Below are 15,306 nucleotides of genomic sequence, written 5' to 3'. Positions count from 1 at the left end.
AACCCGGCGCTCATTCCCAGGCGGGAATGAGCGCCTCTCAACGACTGCCTAAGGCCTGATTCATGTTCGATGACCTGTTGCAGCACCTGGGGCTCTCGGCTTTCAGCTTGAAGGGCTTTGGCCCCCTGCTGTTGCAAGGCACCTGGATGACCATCAAATTATCCTTTCTGTCGCTGCTGGTGAGCGTTGTGCTGGGCCTGATCGGCGCCAGCGCCAAGCTTTCAGGCTCACGAATGCTGCGAATTCCTGCACAGTGCTACACCACGCTGATTCGCGGCGTGCCGGATCTGGTGCTGATGCTGCTGATTTTCTACAGCCTGCAAACCTGGCTGACCAGCCTGACCGAATACCTGGAGTGGGAATACATCGAGATCGACCCCTTCAGTGCCGGGGTCATTACCCTGGGTTTCATCTACGGGGCGTACTTCACCGAAACCTTCCGCGGCGCGATCCTCGCCGTGCCCCGCGGCCAGGTCGAAGCGGCCACCGCCTACGGGCTCACGCGCGGCCAGCGCTTTCGCTTCGTCGTGTTCCCACAGATGATGCGCTTTGCCCTGCCAGGCATTGGCAATAACTGGATGGTGATGCTCAAAGCCACCGCGTTGGTCTCGATCATCGGCCTGGCCGATCTGGTCAAGGCCTCCCAGGATGCGGGCAAAAGCACTTATCAATTGTTCTATTTTCTGGTCCTGGCGGCGCTGATCTACCTGGCGATCACCAGTGCGTCCAACCTGGTCCTGCGCTGGATGGAACGACGCTATAACGTGGGCACCCGGGAGGCCGTGCGATGATTGAATTGCTACAGGAATACTGGCGCGCGTTTCTCTACAGCGACGGTAACCACATCACCGGCCTGGCCATGACGATGTGGCTGCTGACGGCGTCGCTGTTCATCGGCTTCCTGATGTCGATACCCTTGTCGATCGCCAGGGTCTCGCGTCGCTTCTGGATTCGCTGGCCGGTGCAGTTCTACACCTACCTGTTCCGAGGCACGCCGCTGTATATCCAGTTGCTGATCTGCTACACCGGCATCTACAGCATCGCCGCAGTGCGTGCCCAGCCGGTGCTCGACGCGTTCTTTCGCGACGCCTTGAACTGCACCATCCTGGCCTTTGCCCTGAACACCTGCGCCTACACCACGGAAATCTTCGCCGGTGCCATCCGCAGCATGAACCATGGTGAAGTCGAGGCGGCCAAGGCCTATGGCCTGCGCGGCTGGAAGCTCTATGCTTACATCATCATGCCGTCGGCCTTGCGCCGCTCGTTGCCGTTCTACAGTAACGAGGTGATTCTGATGCTGCACTCGACCACCGTGGCCTTCACCGCCACTGTGCCGGACATCCTCAAGGTCGCCCGCGATGCCAACTCGGCTACCTTCATGACCTTCGAGTCATTCGGCATTGCCGCACTGATTTACCTGACGGTAACCTTCACCCTGGTCGGCCTGTTCCGCCTGGCTGAACGGCGCTGGCTGGCCTTTCTCGGCCCTGCACACTAGGACTTTTCATGCACCATCGGATACATGCGCTTCTTGCCCCGGTGCCTGGCATCGCCCGGCAGATCCACAGTTTTCACTTCGGCCCGCAGGGCGCCGGCAAAATTTACATCCAGGCTTCGCTGCATGCCGACGAACTGCCCGGCATGCTGGTGGCCTGGCACCTCAAGCAGCGCCTCGGCGCCCTGGAAGCCCAGGGCCTGCTGCGCAGTGAAATCGTCCTGGTGCCCATCGCCAACCCGGTGGGCCTGGAACAAGTGCTGATGGATGTCCCGCTGGGGCGCTATGAGCTGCAAAGCGGGGAAAACTTCAACCGCAACTTCCTCGACCTCAGCGATGAAGTCGGTGACGAGATCGAATCCCAGCTCACCGACGACCCACAGCACAACCTCGAACTGGTCCGTTCCAGCCTGCGCCGGGCACTGACGCGCCTGACCGCTGCGACCCCGCTGCAGTCCCAGCGTCTGACCCTGCAACGGCTGGCGTGCGATGCCGACATGGTGCTCGACCTGCACTGCGACTTCGAAGCCGTGGAACACCTCTACACCACGCCGGAAGCCTGGCCCCAGGTCGAACCCCTGTCGCGCTACCTGGGCGCCCAGGCCAGCCTGTTGGCCACCGACTCGGGAGGACAGTCGTTCGACGAATGCTTCACGCTGGTCTGGTGGCAATTGCAGCAGCGTTTCGGCGAGCATTATCCGATTCCCCAGGGCAGCTTCTCGGTCACGGTGGAATTGCGCGGCCAGGGCGACGTGTCCCATCCGCTGGCGACTGCCGACTGCGAGGCGATTCTCAAGTACCTGGTCCGCTTTGGCGCCATCGAGGGTGAGCCCGCTCCATTGCCACCCTTGCCGTACCCGGCGACGCCCCTGGCCGGTGTGGAGCCTGTGGCCACGCCGATCGGCGGCTTGCTGGTATTCCACGCCAGGCCCGGTGAATTCCTGCAGGCCGGGCAACTGATCGCCGAGATCATCGACCCGGTCAGCGACAGCGTCACCCCTGTGCGCAACGAACAAACAGGCTTGCTGTATGCCCGTTCGCTACGACGCATGGCCACCGCCGGCATGGTGATCGCCCATATTGCCGGCCGCGAAGCCTATCGAACCGGCTACCTACTTTCGCCTTGAGGATGCCTTGCGCATGTACAAACTGACCATTGAAGGCCTGCACAAAAGCTACGGCGAGCACAAAGTGCTCAAAGGCGTTTCACTCAAGGCCAAGACCGGCGACGTGATCAGCCTGATCGGCGCCAGTGGCTCGGGCAAAAGCACCTTCCTGCGCTGCATCAATTTCCTTGAGCAGCCCAACGAGGGCAGCATGTCCCTGGACGGCCAGCCGGTACGGATGGTTCATGACCGCCACGGCATGCACGTGGCCGACGCCAATGAATTGCAGCGCATCCGTACCCGCCTGGCCATGGTGTTCCAGCATTTCAACCTGTGGAGCCACCTGAGCGTACTGGAAAACATCAGCATGGCGCCGCGCCGGGTGCTGGGCGTGAGCAAGCAGGAAGCCGAAGAGCGGGCCCGGCGCTACCTGGACAAGGTTGGCCTGGCCAGCCGAGTGGCCGATCAATACCCGGCCTTTCTCTCTGGCGGCCAGCAACAGCGTGTCGCCATCGCCCGCGCCCTGGCCATGGAGCCGGAAGTCATGCTGTTCGATGAACCCACTTCGGCGCTTGACCCGGAACTGGTCGGCGAAGTGCTGCGCGTCATCCAGGGGCTGGCCGAGGAAGGCCGGACCATGATCATGGTCACCCACGAAATGAGCTTTGCCCGGCAGGTGTCCAGCCAGGTGCTGTTCTTGCATCAGGGGCTGGTCGAGGAAGAAGGGGCGCCGGCCGATGTGCTCGGCAACCCGAAAAGCGAACGTTTGCGGCAGTTCTTGAGCGGCAACCTGAAATAGGCTGCCGCCCGTGCGTCAGGCGACTGGTGCAGGAGGTGGCTCATCCGGCAGGGTGGGCTCACCAGGCTCGGTGGGCTGCTCGTTGGGGGTATCGGGGTCGGGTTGACCGGGAATGCCGCCCGCCATGTCGGCCTGAGGGTGAGCCAGCAGCGTCCAGGCAAGCACCCCCACGTGATTGGGCTGCAGCATCGCCAGTTTGGCAGTGATTTTCGGGTCGATTTTCATGAGGCACTCCTGAGCGAGGTCCGATCCGGTCCGACCTGCTTCATGCAGCCGGAACAATTCAACCGTTGGAGTGCCTGGTGAGCGAAGGAATTCCCTCGCAGGGTTCAATCAGGTGCGTGGCAGTGTCACGCCACGCTGGCCCTGATACTTGCCGCCACGGTCCTTATAGGAAACTTCACATTCCTCATCGGACTCCAGGAACAGCATCTGTGCCACGCCTTCGTTGGCGTAGATTTTCGCCGGCAACGTCGTGGTGTTGGAGAATTCCAGGGTGACATGTCCCTCCCACTCAGGCTCGAGCGGTGTCACATTCACGATAATCCCGCAGCGGGCGTAGGTGCTCTTGCCCAGACAGATGGTCAGGACATTGCGCGGAATGCGGAAGTATTCGACGGTGCGGGCCAGGGCGAATGAGTTCGGCGGGATGATGCAGACGTCGCTCTTGATGTCGACGAAGCTCTTCTCGTCGAAGTTTTTCGGATCGACGGTCGCCGAGTTGATGTTGGTGAACACCTTGAATTCATCGGCGCAACGCACGTCGTAACCGTAGCTCGAGACCCCGAAGGAGATCAGCCGGTCCGCGCCCTCGCCGCGCACCTGACGCTCGACGAAAGGCTCGATCATGCCGTGCTCTTGCGCCATGCGGCGAATCCACTTATCCGATTTGATGCTCATGGCGGGTGTCCTGAATAGCGAGGTGGAAAAATTCTGTGCCGCATCTTACCGGGCCGGGCGCCGGGTTCAAAGTCATGAAATGGCCCTGTATCGGCTGACGCGCACCGCTAGTCATGAAAAGCGCGAAACCTGAACAAGACCATTGGCAGGTCTCGGAAAAAGGGTTATGGTGACGCCACTGTGCTGCTTGTGTCACTGAGAATCTCTACCCGATGTTAGATTACGATCAAACCATCTTCATGAATTTTCCTGCTCTTTGCACTCAGTCTCGGCCAGGGCGTTTCCTGAGCCGTAGTTAACTTTGTCCAAGGAGATACACCATGTCCAATCGCCAAACCGGTACCGTTAAGTGGTTCAACGATGAAAAAGGCTTCGGCTTCATCACCCCACAATCCGGTGACGACCTGTTCGTACACTTCAAAGCTATCCAGGCTGACGGCTTCAAAAGCCTGAAAGAAGGCCAGCAAGTTTCTTTCGTCGCTACCCGCGGCCAGAAAGGCATGCAAGCTGAAGAAGTTCAAGTTATCTAACTTGTACTGAACAGTAAAAAAAGCCCCGCCCTCAAAAGCGGGGCTTTTTTGTGCCCGCAGAAAAGCCTCGTGTCTCGTGTGCCTCATTCCCACGCAGAGCGTGGGAATGCAGTGTCAGACGCTCCAGCGTCCGCGACGCGGAGCGTCGCCGGGGGCATTCCCACGCAGAGCGTGGGAACGAGACCTTCAGCCGAAATCAATCGTCGCTGATAGTAATGTTCGGCATCGCCGGCGCCGCTGCTTCCTGCAGCACAATCCGCGCGCCCACCTGACGGGCCAACTCCTGATACACCATGGCAATCTGGCTTTCCGGCTCGGCGATCGCCGTCGGCTTGCCACTGTCGGCCTGCTCGCGAATCAGCATCGACAACGGCAACGAAGCCAGCAGATCGACGCCATATTGCGCAGCCAGCTTCTCGCCACCGCCCTCACCGAACAGATGCTCGGCATGACCGCAGTTCGAGCAGATATGCACAGCCATGTTCTCGACTACGCCGAGTACCGGAATGTTGACCTTGCGGAACATTTCCACACCCTTTTTGGCGTCGAGCAGGGCCAGGTCCTGGGGCGTGGTCACGATCACGGCACCAGCCACCGGCACTTTCTGCGCCAGGGTCAGCTGGATGTCACCGGTACCCGGTGGCATGTCGATGACCAGGTAGTCCAGGTCGTTCCAGGCCGTCTGGGTGATCAATTGCAGCAAGGCACCGGAAACCATCGGGCCGCGCCAGACCATCGGCGTGTTGTCGTCGGTCAGGAAAGCCATGGACATGACCTCCACGCCATGCGCCTCGAGCGGCACGAACCATTTCTGATCCTTGACCTTGGGCCGGGTGCCTTCGGCGATGCCGAACATCACCCCCTGGCTCGGACCGTAGATATCCGCGTCGAGAATTCCCACCCGGGCACCTTCGCGCGCCAGGGCCAGGGCCAGGTTGGCAGCGGTGGTCGACTTGCCGACACCGCCCTTGCCTGATGCCACGGCAACAATGTTCTTCACATTGGCCATGCCCGGAATCTGCGCCTGGGCCTTGTGCGCCGCGATCACGCAGTTGACCTCGACCTTGGCCGAGCTGACGCCGTCGAGCCCTTCGATGGCCATCTGCAGTATCTGCGCCCAGCCGTTCTTGAACAGACCGGCGGCGTAACCCAGTTCCAGTTGCACACTGACACGATCGCCCTGGATGTCGATGGCGCGGACACACCCGGCGCTGACCGGATCCTGGTTCAGATAAGGGTCGGTGTATTGACGAAGGACGGCTTCCACCGTTGCGCGATTGACGGCGCTCATGGGCACTCCCGATAAAAGACTGAGCAAATTAGGTGGCTATCCTAACCGTTCTGACGCTGCGAAAGCAGGTTTCGCTGCATTGAATCCATCCATGAACACCTCCACAGGCGCCCATGGGGTGAAATAAATTTCCCGTCCCTTTATAGTGTCGGGTCTTCGTTTCACATCAAGTAGCCGAGCCCCATGTCCGAGCCACGCAAGATCCTCGTCACCAGCGCCCTGCCCTATGCCAATGGTTCCATTCACCTTGGCCACATGCTCGAGTACATCCAGACCGACATGTGGGTGCGCTTCCAGAAGCATCGCGGTAACCAGTGCGTCTATGTCTGCGCGGATGATGCCCACGGCTCGGCGATCATGTTGCGCGCCGAAAAGGAAGGCATCACCCCGGAGCAGCTGATCGCAGCGGTCCAGGCCGAACACAGCGGCGACTTCGCTGACTTCCTGGTGGACTTCGACAACTTCCACTCGACCCATGCCGAGGAAAACCGCGAGCTGTCGAGCCACATCTACCTGAAGCTGCGTGAAGCCGGGCATATCGCCACGCGCTCGATCACCCAGTACTTCGACCCGGAAAAGCAGATGTTCCTGGCCGACCGCTTCATCAAGGGCACCTGCCCGAAATGCGCGGCCGAGGACCAGTACGGCGACAACTGCGAAAAATGCGGCGCGACCTACGCCCCGACCGAACTGAAGAACCCGAAATCGGCGATTTCCGGCGCCACCCCGGTGCTCAAGGACTCCCAGCACTTCTTCTTCAAGCTGCCTGACTTCCAGGCCATGCTGCAGGGCTGGACCCGCAGCGGCACCCTGCAGGACGCCGTGGCCAACAAGATCGCCGAATGGCTGGATTCCGGTCTGCAAGAGTGGGACATTTCCCGCGATGCACCGTATTTCGGCTTCGAGATCCCGGATGAGCCAGGCAAATACTTCTATGTCTGGCTGGATGCGCCGATCGGTTACATGGCCAGCTTCAAGAACCTCTGCGCCCGCCGCCCGGAACTGGACTTCGACGCCTATTGGGCCAAGGATTCCACCGCCGAGCTGTACCATTTCATCGGCAAGGACATCGTCAACTTCCACGCCCTGTTCTGGCCAGCCATGCTCGAAGGCGCCGGCTACCGCAAGCCGACCGCCATCAACGTGCACGGCTACCTGACCGTCAATGGCCAGAAAATGTCCAAGTCGCGCGGCACCTTCATCAAGGCCCGCACTTACCTGGATCACCTGTCGCCGGAATACCTGCGCTACTACTACGCCGCCAAGCTGGGTCGTGGCGTCGACGATCTGGACCTGAACCTGGAAGACTTCGTGCAGAAGGTCAACTCGGACCTGGTCGGCAAGGTGGTCAACATTGCCAGCCGTTGCGCCGGTTTCATCCACAAGGGCAACGACGGCGTGCTGGTGGCCGGCAATGCCGCACCGGAACTGACCGAAGCTTTCCTGGCCGCCGCACCAAGCATTGCTGACGCCTACGAATCCCGAGACTTCGCTCGCGCCATGCGTGAAATCATGGGCCTGGCCGACCGTGCCAACGCCTGGATCGCCGACAAGGCGCCATGGGCACTGGCCAAGCAGGAAGGCAAGCAGGACGAAGTCCAGGCCGTGTGCGCCCTGGGTGTGAACCTGTTCCGCCAGCTGGTGATCTTCCTCAAGCCGGTCCTGCCGTTGCTGGCGGCCGATGCCGAGGCGTTCCTGAACGTCGCTTCGCTGAACTGGGACGACCACAAGACCCTGCTCGCCAACCACAAGCTGAACCCGTTCAAGGCTCTGATGACCCGCATCGACCCGGCCAAGGTACAAGCCATGACCGACGCCTCCAAAGAGGACCTGACCGCCAGCCAGACCAGCGCCCCCACCGGCAACGGCGAGCTGCTCAAGGAACCGCTGGCGGCCGAGATCGAGTTCGACACCTTCGCTGCCGTGGACCTGCGCGTCGCCCTGATCGTCAAGGCCGAAGCCGTGGAGGGTGCCGACAAGCTGCTGCGCCTGACCCTGGATATCGGTGACGAGCAGCGCAATGTGTTCTCGGGCATCAAGTCGGCTTACCCGAACCCGGCCGAGCTCGAAGGTCGCCTGACCATGATGATCGCCAACCTCAAGCCACGCAAAATGCGTTTCGGCATGTCCGAAGGCATGGTCATGGCTGCCGGTCCTGGCGGGGAACAGATCTACCTGCTGAGCCCCGACAGCGGCGCCAAGCCAGGTCAGCGCATCAAGTAAGACGATATGCACCCGGCCGCGACGATTCGTGGCCGGGGCGTTCTCAACCCTGCGTCCTTGCCGGATAATGGCTGACAGCCCGTACACGCCGGCACGATCATGACCGAACTTTTTCTCACGCTCATCAGCGCCGCCCTGATCAACAATATCGTCCTGCATCTGCCGCTGGGCATCGATCCGCTACTGCAATCACCGGTCGATACCGACCGTGCACAAGTGCGCGCCCTGGGGATCGCCACCACCGTGCTGATGCTGGTCAGCGCCCTGCCCGGCCAGGCAATTCATCACTACCTGCTGGTACCGCTGGGACTTTCCTATCTGCGTCTGTTTGTCTTGCTGCCGCTCTGCATTCTGCTGATCGCACCTGTAGTGGGTATGCTGTCGCGCTGGCTGCCAACCCTGCCCTTTAGCGGCCTCAAGCCCTTGCTGATCGCCAATGCCGGCATTCTCGGCGTGAGCCTGCTCAGCATCGAAGCCGACCAGGGAATGCTTTACACCGCAGCCCTGAGCCTGGGAGCCGGGCTGGGATTCTGGCTGGTCTTGAGCCTGTTCAGCGACTTGCGCCAGCGCGCCTGCAATGATGACGTACCCTTGCCGTTCCGAGGCCTGCCGATCGAACTGATCAGCGCAGGGTTGATGGCGATGGCTTTTATGGGCTTCAACGGACTGTTCAAATCATGAGTCTGATCCAACGCATCGACGCTCTTTTGCCACAGACCCAGTGCGGCAAATGCGGGCACCCCGGATGCAAACCCTACGCTACCGGCATTGCCAACGGCGAGCCGATCAACAAATGCCCGCCCGGCGGCCAGGAGACGATTGCAGCCCTGGCAGAGCTGCTGCGCGTGCCCGTTATCGAACTGGACACCAGCCGTGGCCCGGCGCCGGCCCAGGTCGCCTACATCCGCGAAGCCGAATGCATCGGCTGCACCAAATGCATCCAGGCCTGCCCGGTGGACGCGATCGTCGGTGCAGCCAAGCTGATGCACACCGTCCTTGTCGATGAATGCACCGGTTGCGACCTGTGCGTGGCGCCCTGCCCGGTGGACTGCATCGAACTGCGCCCATTGCCTGGCGCTGATGTCATACCCGTCGTCGGCGGACTGGCCTTCACTATCAGCGAGCAGCAAGCAAGGACAGCGAAACGCAACCACGCCCGCCAACGCTTCGAGCAACGCAATGCCCGCCTGCAACGCGAAGAGCAGCAAAAACTGGCCGAGCGACTGGCACGCACCCCGCGACCGAGCGAATCACCAGAACCGGCACAAAACCCGGTTCAAGCTGCCCTCGAACGCGTCAAGGCCCAGAAGGCGGCCGCGACCGATGCCGCACTCAAACAGGCAAAAATCGCCGTTGCCATGAGCCGGGCGCAGTTGAACAAATCACTCAAGGCATTCGGCTCGCCGCCGACGGCCGAGCAACATGCGCGCCTGCAAGACATCGTGCACGAACTCGAACAGGCTGAAGCGCAACTGGCCGCTCTTCAGGCTGAAACACCTGCGCAACCCGCTGCAGCCGCCACCGGTGGCCACTCAATGGCTGATATCAATCGCGCCAAGATTCAACTGGCCCTGCGCCGCGCCGAACTGGCCAAGCTCGAGCGCGACCCGGCCAGCACCGCCGCGATGCTGCAAGAGGCCCGGCAGAAGCTGAGCGCGGCACAAAGCCAGGTGGACGCCTATGCCACCCCTTGAAGCCATCGGCGTCGCCGACCCGGCAACCGAGCGCCTGCGCAAAGCCATGGGCCTGGTGCTGCTCGCTACGGCGCCAGGGATACTGGCGATGCTCTGGCTGTTTGGCTGGGGCACACTGACCAATCTGCTGCTGGCCGCAGTCGGCGCCCTGATGACTGAAGCGGTGTGCCTGAGGCTGCGCCAACGCCCCGTGCTGGCTGGCCTGAACGATGGCAGTGCACTGGTCAGCGCCACCTTGCTGGCGTTGGCCCTGCCGCCCTATACATCCTGGTGGCTGATCTTGATCGCCGCAGGGGCGGCCATGGGGTTTGGTAAACACCTGTATGGCGGCGTGGGCAAGAATCCCTTCAACCCGGCCATGCTCGGTTATGTACTGGTGCTGCTGTCGTTTCCCGTGCAGATGACCCAATGGCCAGCGCCCCATGCCCTCGACCTCATGACCGGCTTGCAGCGCGTGTTCGGTTTCCATGCTGGCGCACAACCCGATGCCTGGGCACAAGCCACGGTGCTCGATGCACTGCGCATCAACAAGAGCCTGACCATCGACGAACTGTTCAAGGCCCATCCCGCCTTCGGCCATTACGGCGGTCGGGGCATTGAATGGGTCAACCTGACTTTCCTGCTTGGCGGCCTGTTTCTGCTGCAGCAGCGCGTGTTCAGCTGGCACACGCCGGCTGCCATGCTGGGTAGCCTGTTCGTCATCAGCCTGGTGTGCTGGAATGGCTCGGGGTCGGATTCCAATGGCTCCCCCTTCTTTCACCTGCTGTCCGGGGCGACCATGCTTGGCGCCTTCTTCATCGCCACCGAACCGGTTTCAGGCCCGAAAAGCCCGCGCGCCCGCCTGATGTTCGGTGCCGGCGTCGGATTGCTGGTCTACCTCATCCGCACCTGGGGCAATTATCCCGACGGTGTCGCCCTTGCCGTTCTGCTGATGAACCTGACAGTGCCCGCCCTCGAACGACTGGGTGCAGCTGCGCAGGAAGACCGCCCATGAGTAGACCGCCGTCGCTGCTCAAAGGAGCGATCGTGCTGGCCTTGCTCGCCTGCGCGACCCTGGGCGCGACGCTTGTCTGGCAGCAGTATTGCCAGCAACGCATCATCGCTGCCGAGCAAACCTTGAAAGCCCGGGCGCTGCTGACCGTCCTGCCTGCCGACAGCTACGATAACCAGCCACTGGAGGCCGTGCTGCAACTCAAGGAACCCGCACTGGCCACCAGCACCCTGGTCACCGGCTACCTGGCAACCCTGGGCGGCAAGCCCCATGCCGTTGTCCTGCAAAGCCGTACCCAAGGCTACGATGGCCCGCTGGACCTGCTCATCGGCATCGACAGCAATGGCCGGTTGCTTGGGGTCAAGGTGCTACAGCACAACGAAACCCCGGGGCTCGGAGCACGCATTGCCGAACCCTCCAACCCACTGATGCAGGGGTTCACAGGCCTAGGCCGCACGACGACACCCGATGCGGCCTGGGCACTGCGCAAGGACCAGGGCCAGTTCGATCAGATCGCCGGCGCGACCGTCACTTCGCGGGCTGTGGTAAACGCCGTGCATGAAGCCCTGCGCTACTTTGACGAACATGCCGGCACGTTTGCGGGAGTGAAGACAGATGACTAGGCTGCCTCTCTTCGCATCACTCAACCTCGCGCTCCTGCTCGGCGCCAGCCAGACGCTGGTCCAGGCGGCCAGCCTGGCGCTGGCCATGCTGGCAGTGTTACTGCTCTACAGCCTGATCATGCTGGGCCTTCGCCGCTTCTTGCACCCGACATTGCTCGACACCGCCAGCATCCTGCTCGCCGCCGGGATCGTCAGTTGCCTGGAATTGGGGCTGCGTGCCTGGGCGCTGGAGATCTATCAGGGGCTCGGACTTTATCTGGCGCTGATAAGTCTCAATTGCCTGCTGCTCGAGCGCAACGTTTCTTGCCAATCGAGCCCTTCGCTCGCGACAGTTCGGCCGATAGCCGCCTACGGGGCCCTGCTGCTGATGCTAGGCCTGTGCCGTGAGCTGCTTGCCAGCGGCACCTTGAGCCTTGACGTGGGCATCATCCGGGAGAGTTCCGGTCTGCGCCTGGCAACCCTGGCACCCGGAGGTTTCATCCTGCTGGGACTACTCATCGCTGCTTACCGGAGCCTGTCCGGCGACACAAATTCCCCTCGTACTCGCAAGGAAACGCTCGCCCCATGAATGCCGCAAAACGCCTGGAAATATTTCGCAGGTTTCACGAGGACAACCCCGAGCCCAAGACAGAACTGGCCTATTCGACCCCCTTCGAATTGCTGATTGCGGTGATCCTTTCAGCCCAGGCCACGGACGTTGGCGTCAACAAGGCAACGGCGAAGCTGTTTCCAGTGGCCAACACGCCCGAGGCGATTCATGCCCTCGGTGTCGAGGGCTTGTCGCATTTCATCAAGACTATCGGCTTGTTCAACAGCAAGGCCAAAAACGTCATCGAGACGTGCCGTATCCTGGTCGAACGCCATGACAGCCAGGTACCACAAACCCGCGAAGCGCTTGAAGCACTACCAGGCGTAGGCCGTAAAACTGCCAACGTGGTGCTCAACACCGCCTTTCGCCAGCTGACCATGGCAGTCGACACCCATATTTTTCGCGTCAGCAACCGTACCGGCATTGCCCCGGGCAAGACCGTTCTGGACGTTGAAAAAGCACTGATGAAGTTCGTGCCCAAGCCTTATTTGCTCGATGCACACCATTGGCTGATCCTGCACGGACGCTATGTATGCCAGGCGCGCAAGCCGCGGTGTGGCAGCTGCCGCATCGAAGACCTGTGCGAATACAAGCACAAAACCTCCGACGATTGATTCAGCATTAAAAAAATTGATCAATCGATTGAAAAAATCTTTTTTACCCGCTCAGAAATTATCGCTATAAGGTGCGCCAATGGCAGTCTTAGCCTGGAGTTGACTTATGAGCACCAACGAAGAGCAACTGGAAGTAGCAGAAAACGAGTTCGACGCGGTAGACGATTCCGAAAATCCGGAGCCTACCGCAGAAGTAGCCAAGACCAACTTGAGTAAGCGCCGCACCATCGACAATCTATTGGAAGAGCGCCGCCTGCAAAAGCAACTGGCCGATTACGACTTCGATCTCTAAGCCTCAGCCAATGATTGTCTGCCAGGCCTCGGCATCACCTGACAGACAACCCGACTTCATGCCTCAAAGCCTCTCCAGGGAGGCTTTGAGGCAGCATCAACACTCAAACCAGCCCATTGCGCTGGGCCAGCTCGATAAGATCGACCAGTGACCGCGCATTGAGCTTGAGCAACAAGCGAGTCTTGTAGGTACTGACCGTCTTGTTGCTCAGAAACATTCCATCGGCTATTTCCTTGTTGGTCTTTCCCCTGGCCAACTGCTGCAGCACCATCATTTCCCGCCCCGACAATCGCTCGACCATGTCGGCTTCGGTCGAATTGCCAAGGCTTGAACGGACCGAGTGCAGTGCCTGGTTTGGAAAGTAACTGTAACCCGACAGCACAGCCTTGATAGCGCTGAGCAACTCGGTAAGGTCCTGTTGTTTGCAGACATACCCGGCCGCGCCGGCCTGCATGCAACGCATGGAAAAATGCCCTGGTGCCTGCGATGTCAGCACCAGAACCCTCATCGGCGTATTGGTCGATGTCAGCCGCGCTATGACCTCCAGCCCATCGAGTTTGGGAATTCCGATATCGAGGATGACAATGTCCGGGACATGCTCCCGAGCCAGTTGCAAGGCATCCACACCATTGTCCGTTTCTGCAATGACTTCATAGCCATGGCGTTCCATCAGCATGCGTACTGCAAGGCGAATGACGGGATGATCATCCACGATCAACACTTTATTCATGGGTAAATCCAATTCTTCGCTGTTCGAATTTTTAGAGCCCGCACAATAGCCTAGTCATTCGGCTCTTTGCATTGCGCTCCCCCCAAGCATTCACAGGCAGAGACCCTACCTACATCCAAGAGAGATACATCCTACAAAAAACCCTCACAACAGTAGCGTTCCCCACTTATTGACAGATCGTCCTTGTAGTTAGAGCTCCCCTGCGTAAAAAAATTACATCACAAAAATTTCCAGCACAGAAACAAAGCACTATCAGAGAATTCTGTAACCCATGACAGAACCGTCCAAATAAATCCTTCGACTCAGTCAAGGCGAACTCACCTTAGCAGCGCGCCACCAGAATTCAACCGAAGACGATTGCAAAAAATATCGCCCCAGGGCACACGTATGGACACAACTAAATCCAGGCGACGGGCGATCACCGCGCCCTGTTGAAACATGGATCTTTTGCGATATCCGAGCTTCTGCCGAATCATTTCCACTTGATAAAAACAAGCTCGCTGATACTTTTTACTCATCGAATTTCACCTGCCCCTTCCCATCATCCTGAAAATGCCGAACGACAAATAATCACCTCGGTCGGCGCGAGGTGACCCGTACAGTAGCCAGACCGACTCCTTGCAGCGGCACACACTGCACGAGCCTTCCCTTGAACACTCAGGCCAACGCTTATGAATCAACCCTCACCCTCAACCAAAAATCCGCTTACAATCATTGCGATTTTTGCCGGCATCATCGAAGCCTCTGCCCTGGCATCGCTTCCATTTCTCGATGAGGACAGCCAAAGTATATATACCTGGTTCCTGGTAGGTTTCCCGCCATTCTTGACGGTGCTGTTTTTTCTCACCCTGAACTTTAATTCAAAATCCCTGTATTCCCCGTCCGACTTCGCCAATGAAGATGACTTTCTTAAAGTAAGGGATATGGTGACAACTCCAGAAAGAAATGAACTTTCAGCCAACAGCGATACACAGATCGAAACTATGGAAGTCGGCAAGTTACCGCCCTCCCTGGCGATTGCAAAAAAGAAAGAAGCCGCAAAGCGTACAACATCCAGAAGCCGCCCACTCATTCCTAAAAATGACAATATCGCTGGCCACCAGAGCGTACATATAAAGTCATCTTTCGGTGTCCTGCACATCATCGACAGCAGAGCATTAAAAGATAACGCACACCTGGCCAGCATCCTTCAGGCCGCAGCACCTGAAGGCAACAACAAACCGCCTGAAGCCGTGGATTTATTGGTTGTATTATTGACCAGCGTTAAAACCGAATCCTCTATCGACGCTTTCCTTATCGATACACTTCGCTCTGAAAACAAAAAAGCCGCCCCCAGTTGCACCGTTGCCATATACAACCTCGATACACTGACTCTGACAACGCTGATCAGACAAAACCCGGACAGCAACCGTCATCCGCCCTGAGCTTG

The 15,306-nt window shown here is 59.6% G+C and carries 19 protein-coding genes; 14 read left to right on the top strand and 5 right to left on the bottom strand.

Annotation, left to right across the window (positions count from 1 at the left end):
- Positions 1–62 precede the first annotated feature (62 nt).
- From F2S13_RS02605 to F2S13_RS02590, 4 genes are read left to right on the top strand one after another with little or no spacing between them, the layout of a single operon-like run.
- On the top strand, positions 63–791 hold the full coding sequence (locus F2S13_RS02605; RefSeq protein ID WP_166358764.1) for an ABC transporter permease: 729 nt from the start codon (positions 63–65) through the stop codon (positions 789–791).
- Complete coding sequence (locus F2S13_RS02600; RefSeq protein ID WP_166358762.1) at positions 788–1,498, top strand: ABC transporter permease; 711 nt, start codon at positions 788–790, stop codon at positions 1,496–1,498. The genes F2S13_RS02605 and F2S13_RS02600 overlap by 4 nt, the downstream gene beginning before the upstream one ends.
- An 8-nt stretch (positions 1,499–1,506) precedes the next feature.
- Positions 1,507–2,622 carry a succinylglutamate desuccinylase/aspartoacylase family protein gene (locus F2S13_RS02595; RefSeq protein WP_166358760.1) on the top strand — a complete coding sequence of 372 codons (1,116 nt, stop codon included), beginning with the start codon at positions 1,507–1,509 and terminating at the stop codon, positions 2,620–2,622.
- Positions 2,623–2,635: 13 nt separating this feature from the next.
- Positions 2,636–3,400 carry an ABC transporter ATP-binding protein gene (locus tag F2S13_RS02590; RefSeq protein WP_166358758.1) on the top strand — a complete coding sequence of 255 codons (765 nt, stop codon included), beginning with the start codon at positions 2,636–2,638 and terminating at the stop codon, positions 3,398–3,400.
- Between the two features lie 15 nt (positions 3,401–3,415).
- Here the strand turns inward: F2S13_RS02590 and F2S13_RS02585 are convergent, their stop codons facing one another.
- Both F2S13_RS02585 and dcd read right to left on the bottom strand, forming a co-directional pair.
- Positions 3,416–3,625 carry a hypothetical protein gene (locus tag F2S13_RS02585; RefSeq protein WP_166358756.1) on the bottom strand — a complete coding sequence of 70 codons (210 nt, stop codon included), beginning with the start codon at positions 3,623–3,625 and terminating at the stop codon, positions 3,416–3,418.
- Positions 3,626–3,733: 108 nt separating this feature from the next.
- Positions 3,734–4,300, bottom strand: a complete 567-nt coding sequence (gene dcd / locus F2S13_RS02580) for a dCTP deaminase (RefSeq protein WP_166358754.1) — start codon at positions 4,298–4,300, stop codon at positions 3,734–3,736.
- 320 nt (positions 4,301–4,620) lie between these two features.
- Between dcd and F2S13_RS02575 the strand changes: the two genes are divergently transcribed.
- Positions 4,621–4,830, top strand: coding sequence for a cold-shock protein (locus tag F2S13_RS02575; RefSeq protein WP_008365925.1), 210 nt, complete (start codon positions 4,621–4,623; stop codon positions 4,828–4,830).
- 196 nt (positions 4,831–5,026) lie between these two features.
- Here the strand turns inward: F2S13_RS02575 and apbC are convergent, their stop codons facing one another.
- The gene (gene apbC, locus F2S13_RS02570) at positions 5,027–6,121 is read right to left on the bottom strand and encodes an iron-sulfur cluster carrier protein ApbC (protein ID WP_166358752.1); all 1,095 of its coding nucleotides are present in this window, start codon (positions 6,119–6,121) and stop codon (positions 5,027–5,029) included.
- Between the two features lie 183 nt (positions 6,122–6,304).
- On the opposite strand from apbC, the gene metG reads away from it, so the two are divergent.
- The 8 genes from metG to F2S13_RS02530 all read left to right on the top strand — a co-directional run bounded on the left by metG (position 6,305) and on the right by F2S13_RS02530 (position 13,147).
- Complete coding sequence (gene metG, locus F2S13_RS02565; protein ID WP_166358750.1) at positions 6,305–8,344, top strand: methionine--tRNA ligase; 2,040 nt, start codon at positions 6,305–6,307, stop codon at positions 8,342–8,344.
- 99 nt (positions 8,345–8,443) lie between these two features.
- Entirely contained in the window at positions 8,444–9,025 is a 582-nt protein-coding gene (locus F2S13_RS02560) for an electron transport complex protein RnfA (RefSeq protein ID WP_166358748.1), read from the top strand.
- Entirely contained in the window at positions 9,022–10,038 is a 1,017-nt protein-coding gene (rsxB, locus tag F2S13_RS02555) for an electron transport complex subunit RsxB (RefSeq protein WP_166358746.1), read from the top strand. The genes F2S13_RS02560 and rsxB overlap by 4 nt, the downstream gene beginning before the upstream one ends.
- Positions 10,025–11,032: an RnfABCDGE type electron transport complex subunit D gene (locus tag F2S13_RS02550; protein ID WP_166358744.1), complete on the top strand. Its 1,008-nt coding sequence runs from the start codon at positions 10,025–10,027 to the stop codon at positions 11,030–11,032. Before rsxB ends, F2S13_RS02550 begins: the two co-directional genes overlap by 14 nt.
- A complete protein-coding gene (locus tag F2S13_RS02545; protein ID WP_166358742.1) occupies positions 11,029–11,652 on the top strand; it encodes an RnfABCDGE type electron transport complex subunit G in 624 nt (207 codons plus the stop codon). The genes F2S13_RS02550 and F2S13_RS02545 overlap by 4 nt, the downstream gene beginning before the upstream one ends.
- Positions 11,645–12,220 (top strand): Rnf-Nqr domain containing protein, encoded by a 576-nt coding sequence (locus F2S13_RS02540; protein WP_166358740.1) that lies wholly within the window; start codon positions 11,645–11,647, stop codon positions 12,218–12,220. Before F2S13_RS02545 ends, F2S13_RS02540 begins: the two co-directional genes overlap by 8 nt.
- Positions 12,217–12,855 carry an endonuclease III gene (gene nth / locus F2S13_RS02535; RefSeq protein WP_166358738.1) on the top strand — a complete coding sequence of 213 codons (639 nt, stop codon included), beginning with the start codon at positions 12,217–12,219 and terminating at the stop codon, positions 12,853–12,855. Before F2S13_RS02540 ends, nth begins: the two co-directional genes overlap by 4 nt.
- Positions 12,856–12,961: 106 nt before the next feature.
- A complete protein-coding gene (locus tag F2S13_RS02530) occupies positions 12,962–13,147 on the top strand; it encodes a PA3496 family putative envelope integrity protein (protein ID WP_166358736.1) in 186 nt (61 codons plus the stop codon).
- A 103-nt stretch (positions 13,148–13,250) separates the two neighbouring features.
- Here the strand turns inward: F2S13_RS02530 and F2S13_RS02525 are convergent, their stop codons facing one another.
- Positions 13,251–13,877, bottom strand: a complete 627-nt coding sequence (locus F2S13_RS02525) for a response regulator transcription factor (RefSeq protein WP_166358734.1) — start codon at positions 13,875–13,877, stop codon at positions 13,251–13,253.
- A gap of 317 nt (positions 13,878–14,194) precedes the next feature.
- On the bottom strand, positions 14,195–14,395 hold the full coding sequence (locus tag F2S13_RS02520) for a hypothetical protein (protein WP_166358732.1): 201 nt from the start codon (positions 14,393–14,395) through the stop codon (positions 14,195–14,197).
- A gap of 153 nt (positions 14,396–14,548) precedes the next feature.
- Between F2S13_RS02520 and F2S13_RS29760 the strand changes: the two genes are divergently transcribed.
- Entirely contained in the window at positions 14,549–15,301 is a 753-nt protein-coding gene (locus tag F2S13_RS29760; protein WP_425500206.1) for a hypothetical protein, read from the top strand.
- Positions 15,302–15,306: the final 5 nt, after the last annotated feature.

It is taken from the genome of Pseudomonas akapageensis, from assembly GCF_011355085.1.
Classification (GTDB): Bacteria; Pseudomonadota; Gammaproteobacteria; order Pseudomonadales; family Pseudomonadaceae; genus Aquipseudomonas; species Aquipseudomonas akapageensis.
The sequence above is the reverse complement of the archived record's forward strand: the minus strand, read 5'-3'. Positions and strand labels throughout refer to the sequence as shown.

Bases quoted from the DNA above. Each gene is read 5' to 3' on its own strand.
- F2S13_RS02525 (WP_166358734.1), bottom strand. From the start codon at position 13,877: ATGAATAAAGTGTTGATCGTGGATGATCATCCCGTCATTCGCCTTGCA.
- F2S13_RS02605 (WP_166358764.1), top strand. From the start codon at position 63: ATGTTCGATGACCTGTTGCAGCACCTGGGGCTCTCGGCTTTCAGCTTG.
- F2S13_RS02590 (WP_166358758.1), top strand. From the start codon at position 2,636: ATGTACAAACTGACCATTGAAGGCCTGCACAAAAGCTACGGCGAGCAC.
- F2S13_RS02545 (WP_166358742.1), top strand. From the start codon at position 11,029: ATGAGTAGACCGCCGTCGCTGCTCAAAGGAGCGATCGTGCTGGCCTTG.
- F2S13_RS02550 (WP_166358744.1), top strand. From the start codon at position 10,025: ATGCCACCCCTTGAAGCCATCGGCGTCGCCGACCCGGCAACCGAGCGC.
- F2S13_RS02520 (WP_166358732.1), bottom strand. From the start codon at position 14,395: ATGAGTAAAAAGTATCAGCGAGCTTGTTTTTATCAAGTGGAAATGATT.
- F2S13_RS02575 (WP_008365925.1), top strand. From the start codon at position 4,621: ATGTCCAATCGCCAAACCGGTACCGTTAAGTGGTTCAACGATGAAAAA.
- apbC (WP_166358752.1), bottom strand. From the start codon at position 6,121: ATGAGCGCCGTCAATCGCGCAACGGTGGAAGCCGTCCTTCGTCAATAC.
- F2S13_RS29760 (WP_425500206.1), top strand. From the start codon at position 14,549: ATGAATCAACCCTCACCCTCAACCAAAAATCCGCTTACAATCATTGCG.
- F2S13_RS02560 (WP_166358748.1), top strand. From the start codon at position 8,444: ATGACCGAACTTTTTCTCACGCTCATCAGCGCCGCCCTGATCAACAAT.
- F2S13_RS02540 (WP_166358740.1), top strand. From the start codon at position 11,645: ATGACTAGGCTGCCTCTCTTCGCATCACTCAACCTCGCGCTCCTGCTC.
- dcd (WP_166358754.1), bottom strand. From the start codon at position 4,300: ATGAGCATCAAATCGGATAAGTGGATTCGCCGCATGGCGCAAGAGCAC.
- F2S13_RS02595 (WP_166358760.1), top strand. From the start codon at position 1,507: ATGCACCATCGGATACATGCGCTTCTTGCCCCGGTGCCTGGCATCGCC.
- metG (WP_166358750.1), top strand. From the start codon at position 6,305: ATGTCCGAGCCACGCAAGATCCTCGTCACCAGCGCCCTGCCCTATGCC.
- F2S13_RS02600 (WP_166358762.1), top strand. From the start codon at position 788: ATGATTGAATTGCTACAGGAATACTGGCGCGCGTTTCTCTACAGCGAC.
- F2S13_RS02530 (WP_166358736.1), top strand. From the start codon at position 12,962: ATGAGCACCAACGAAGAGCAACTGGAAGTAGCAGAAAACGAGTTCGAC.
- F2S13_RS02585 (WP_166358756.1), bottom strand. From the start codon at position 3,625: ATGAAAATCGACCCGAAAATCACTGCCAAACTGGCGATGCTGCAGCCC.
- rsxB (WP_166358746.1), top strand. From the start codon at position 9,022: ATGAGTCTGATCCAACGCATCGACGCTCTTTTGCCACAGACCCAGTGC.
- nth (WP_166358738.1), top strand. From the start codon at position 12,217: ATGAATGCCGCAAAACGCCTGGAAATATTTCGCAGGTTTCACGAGGAC.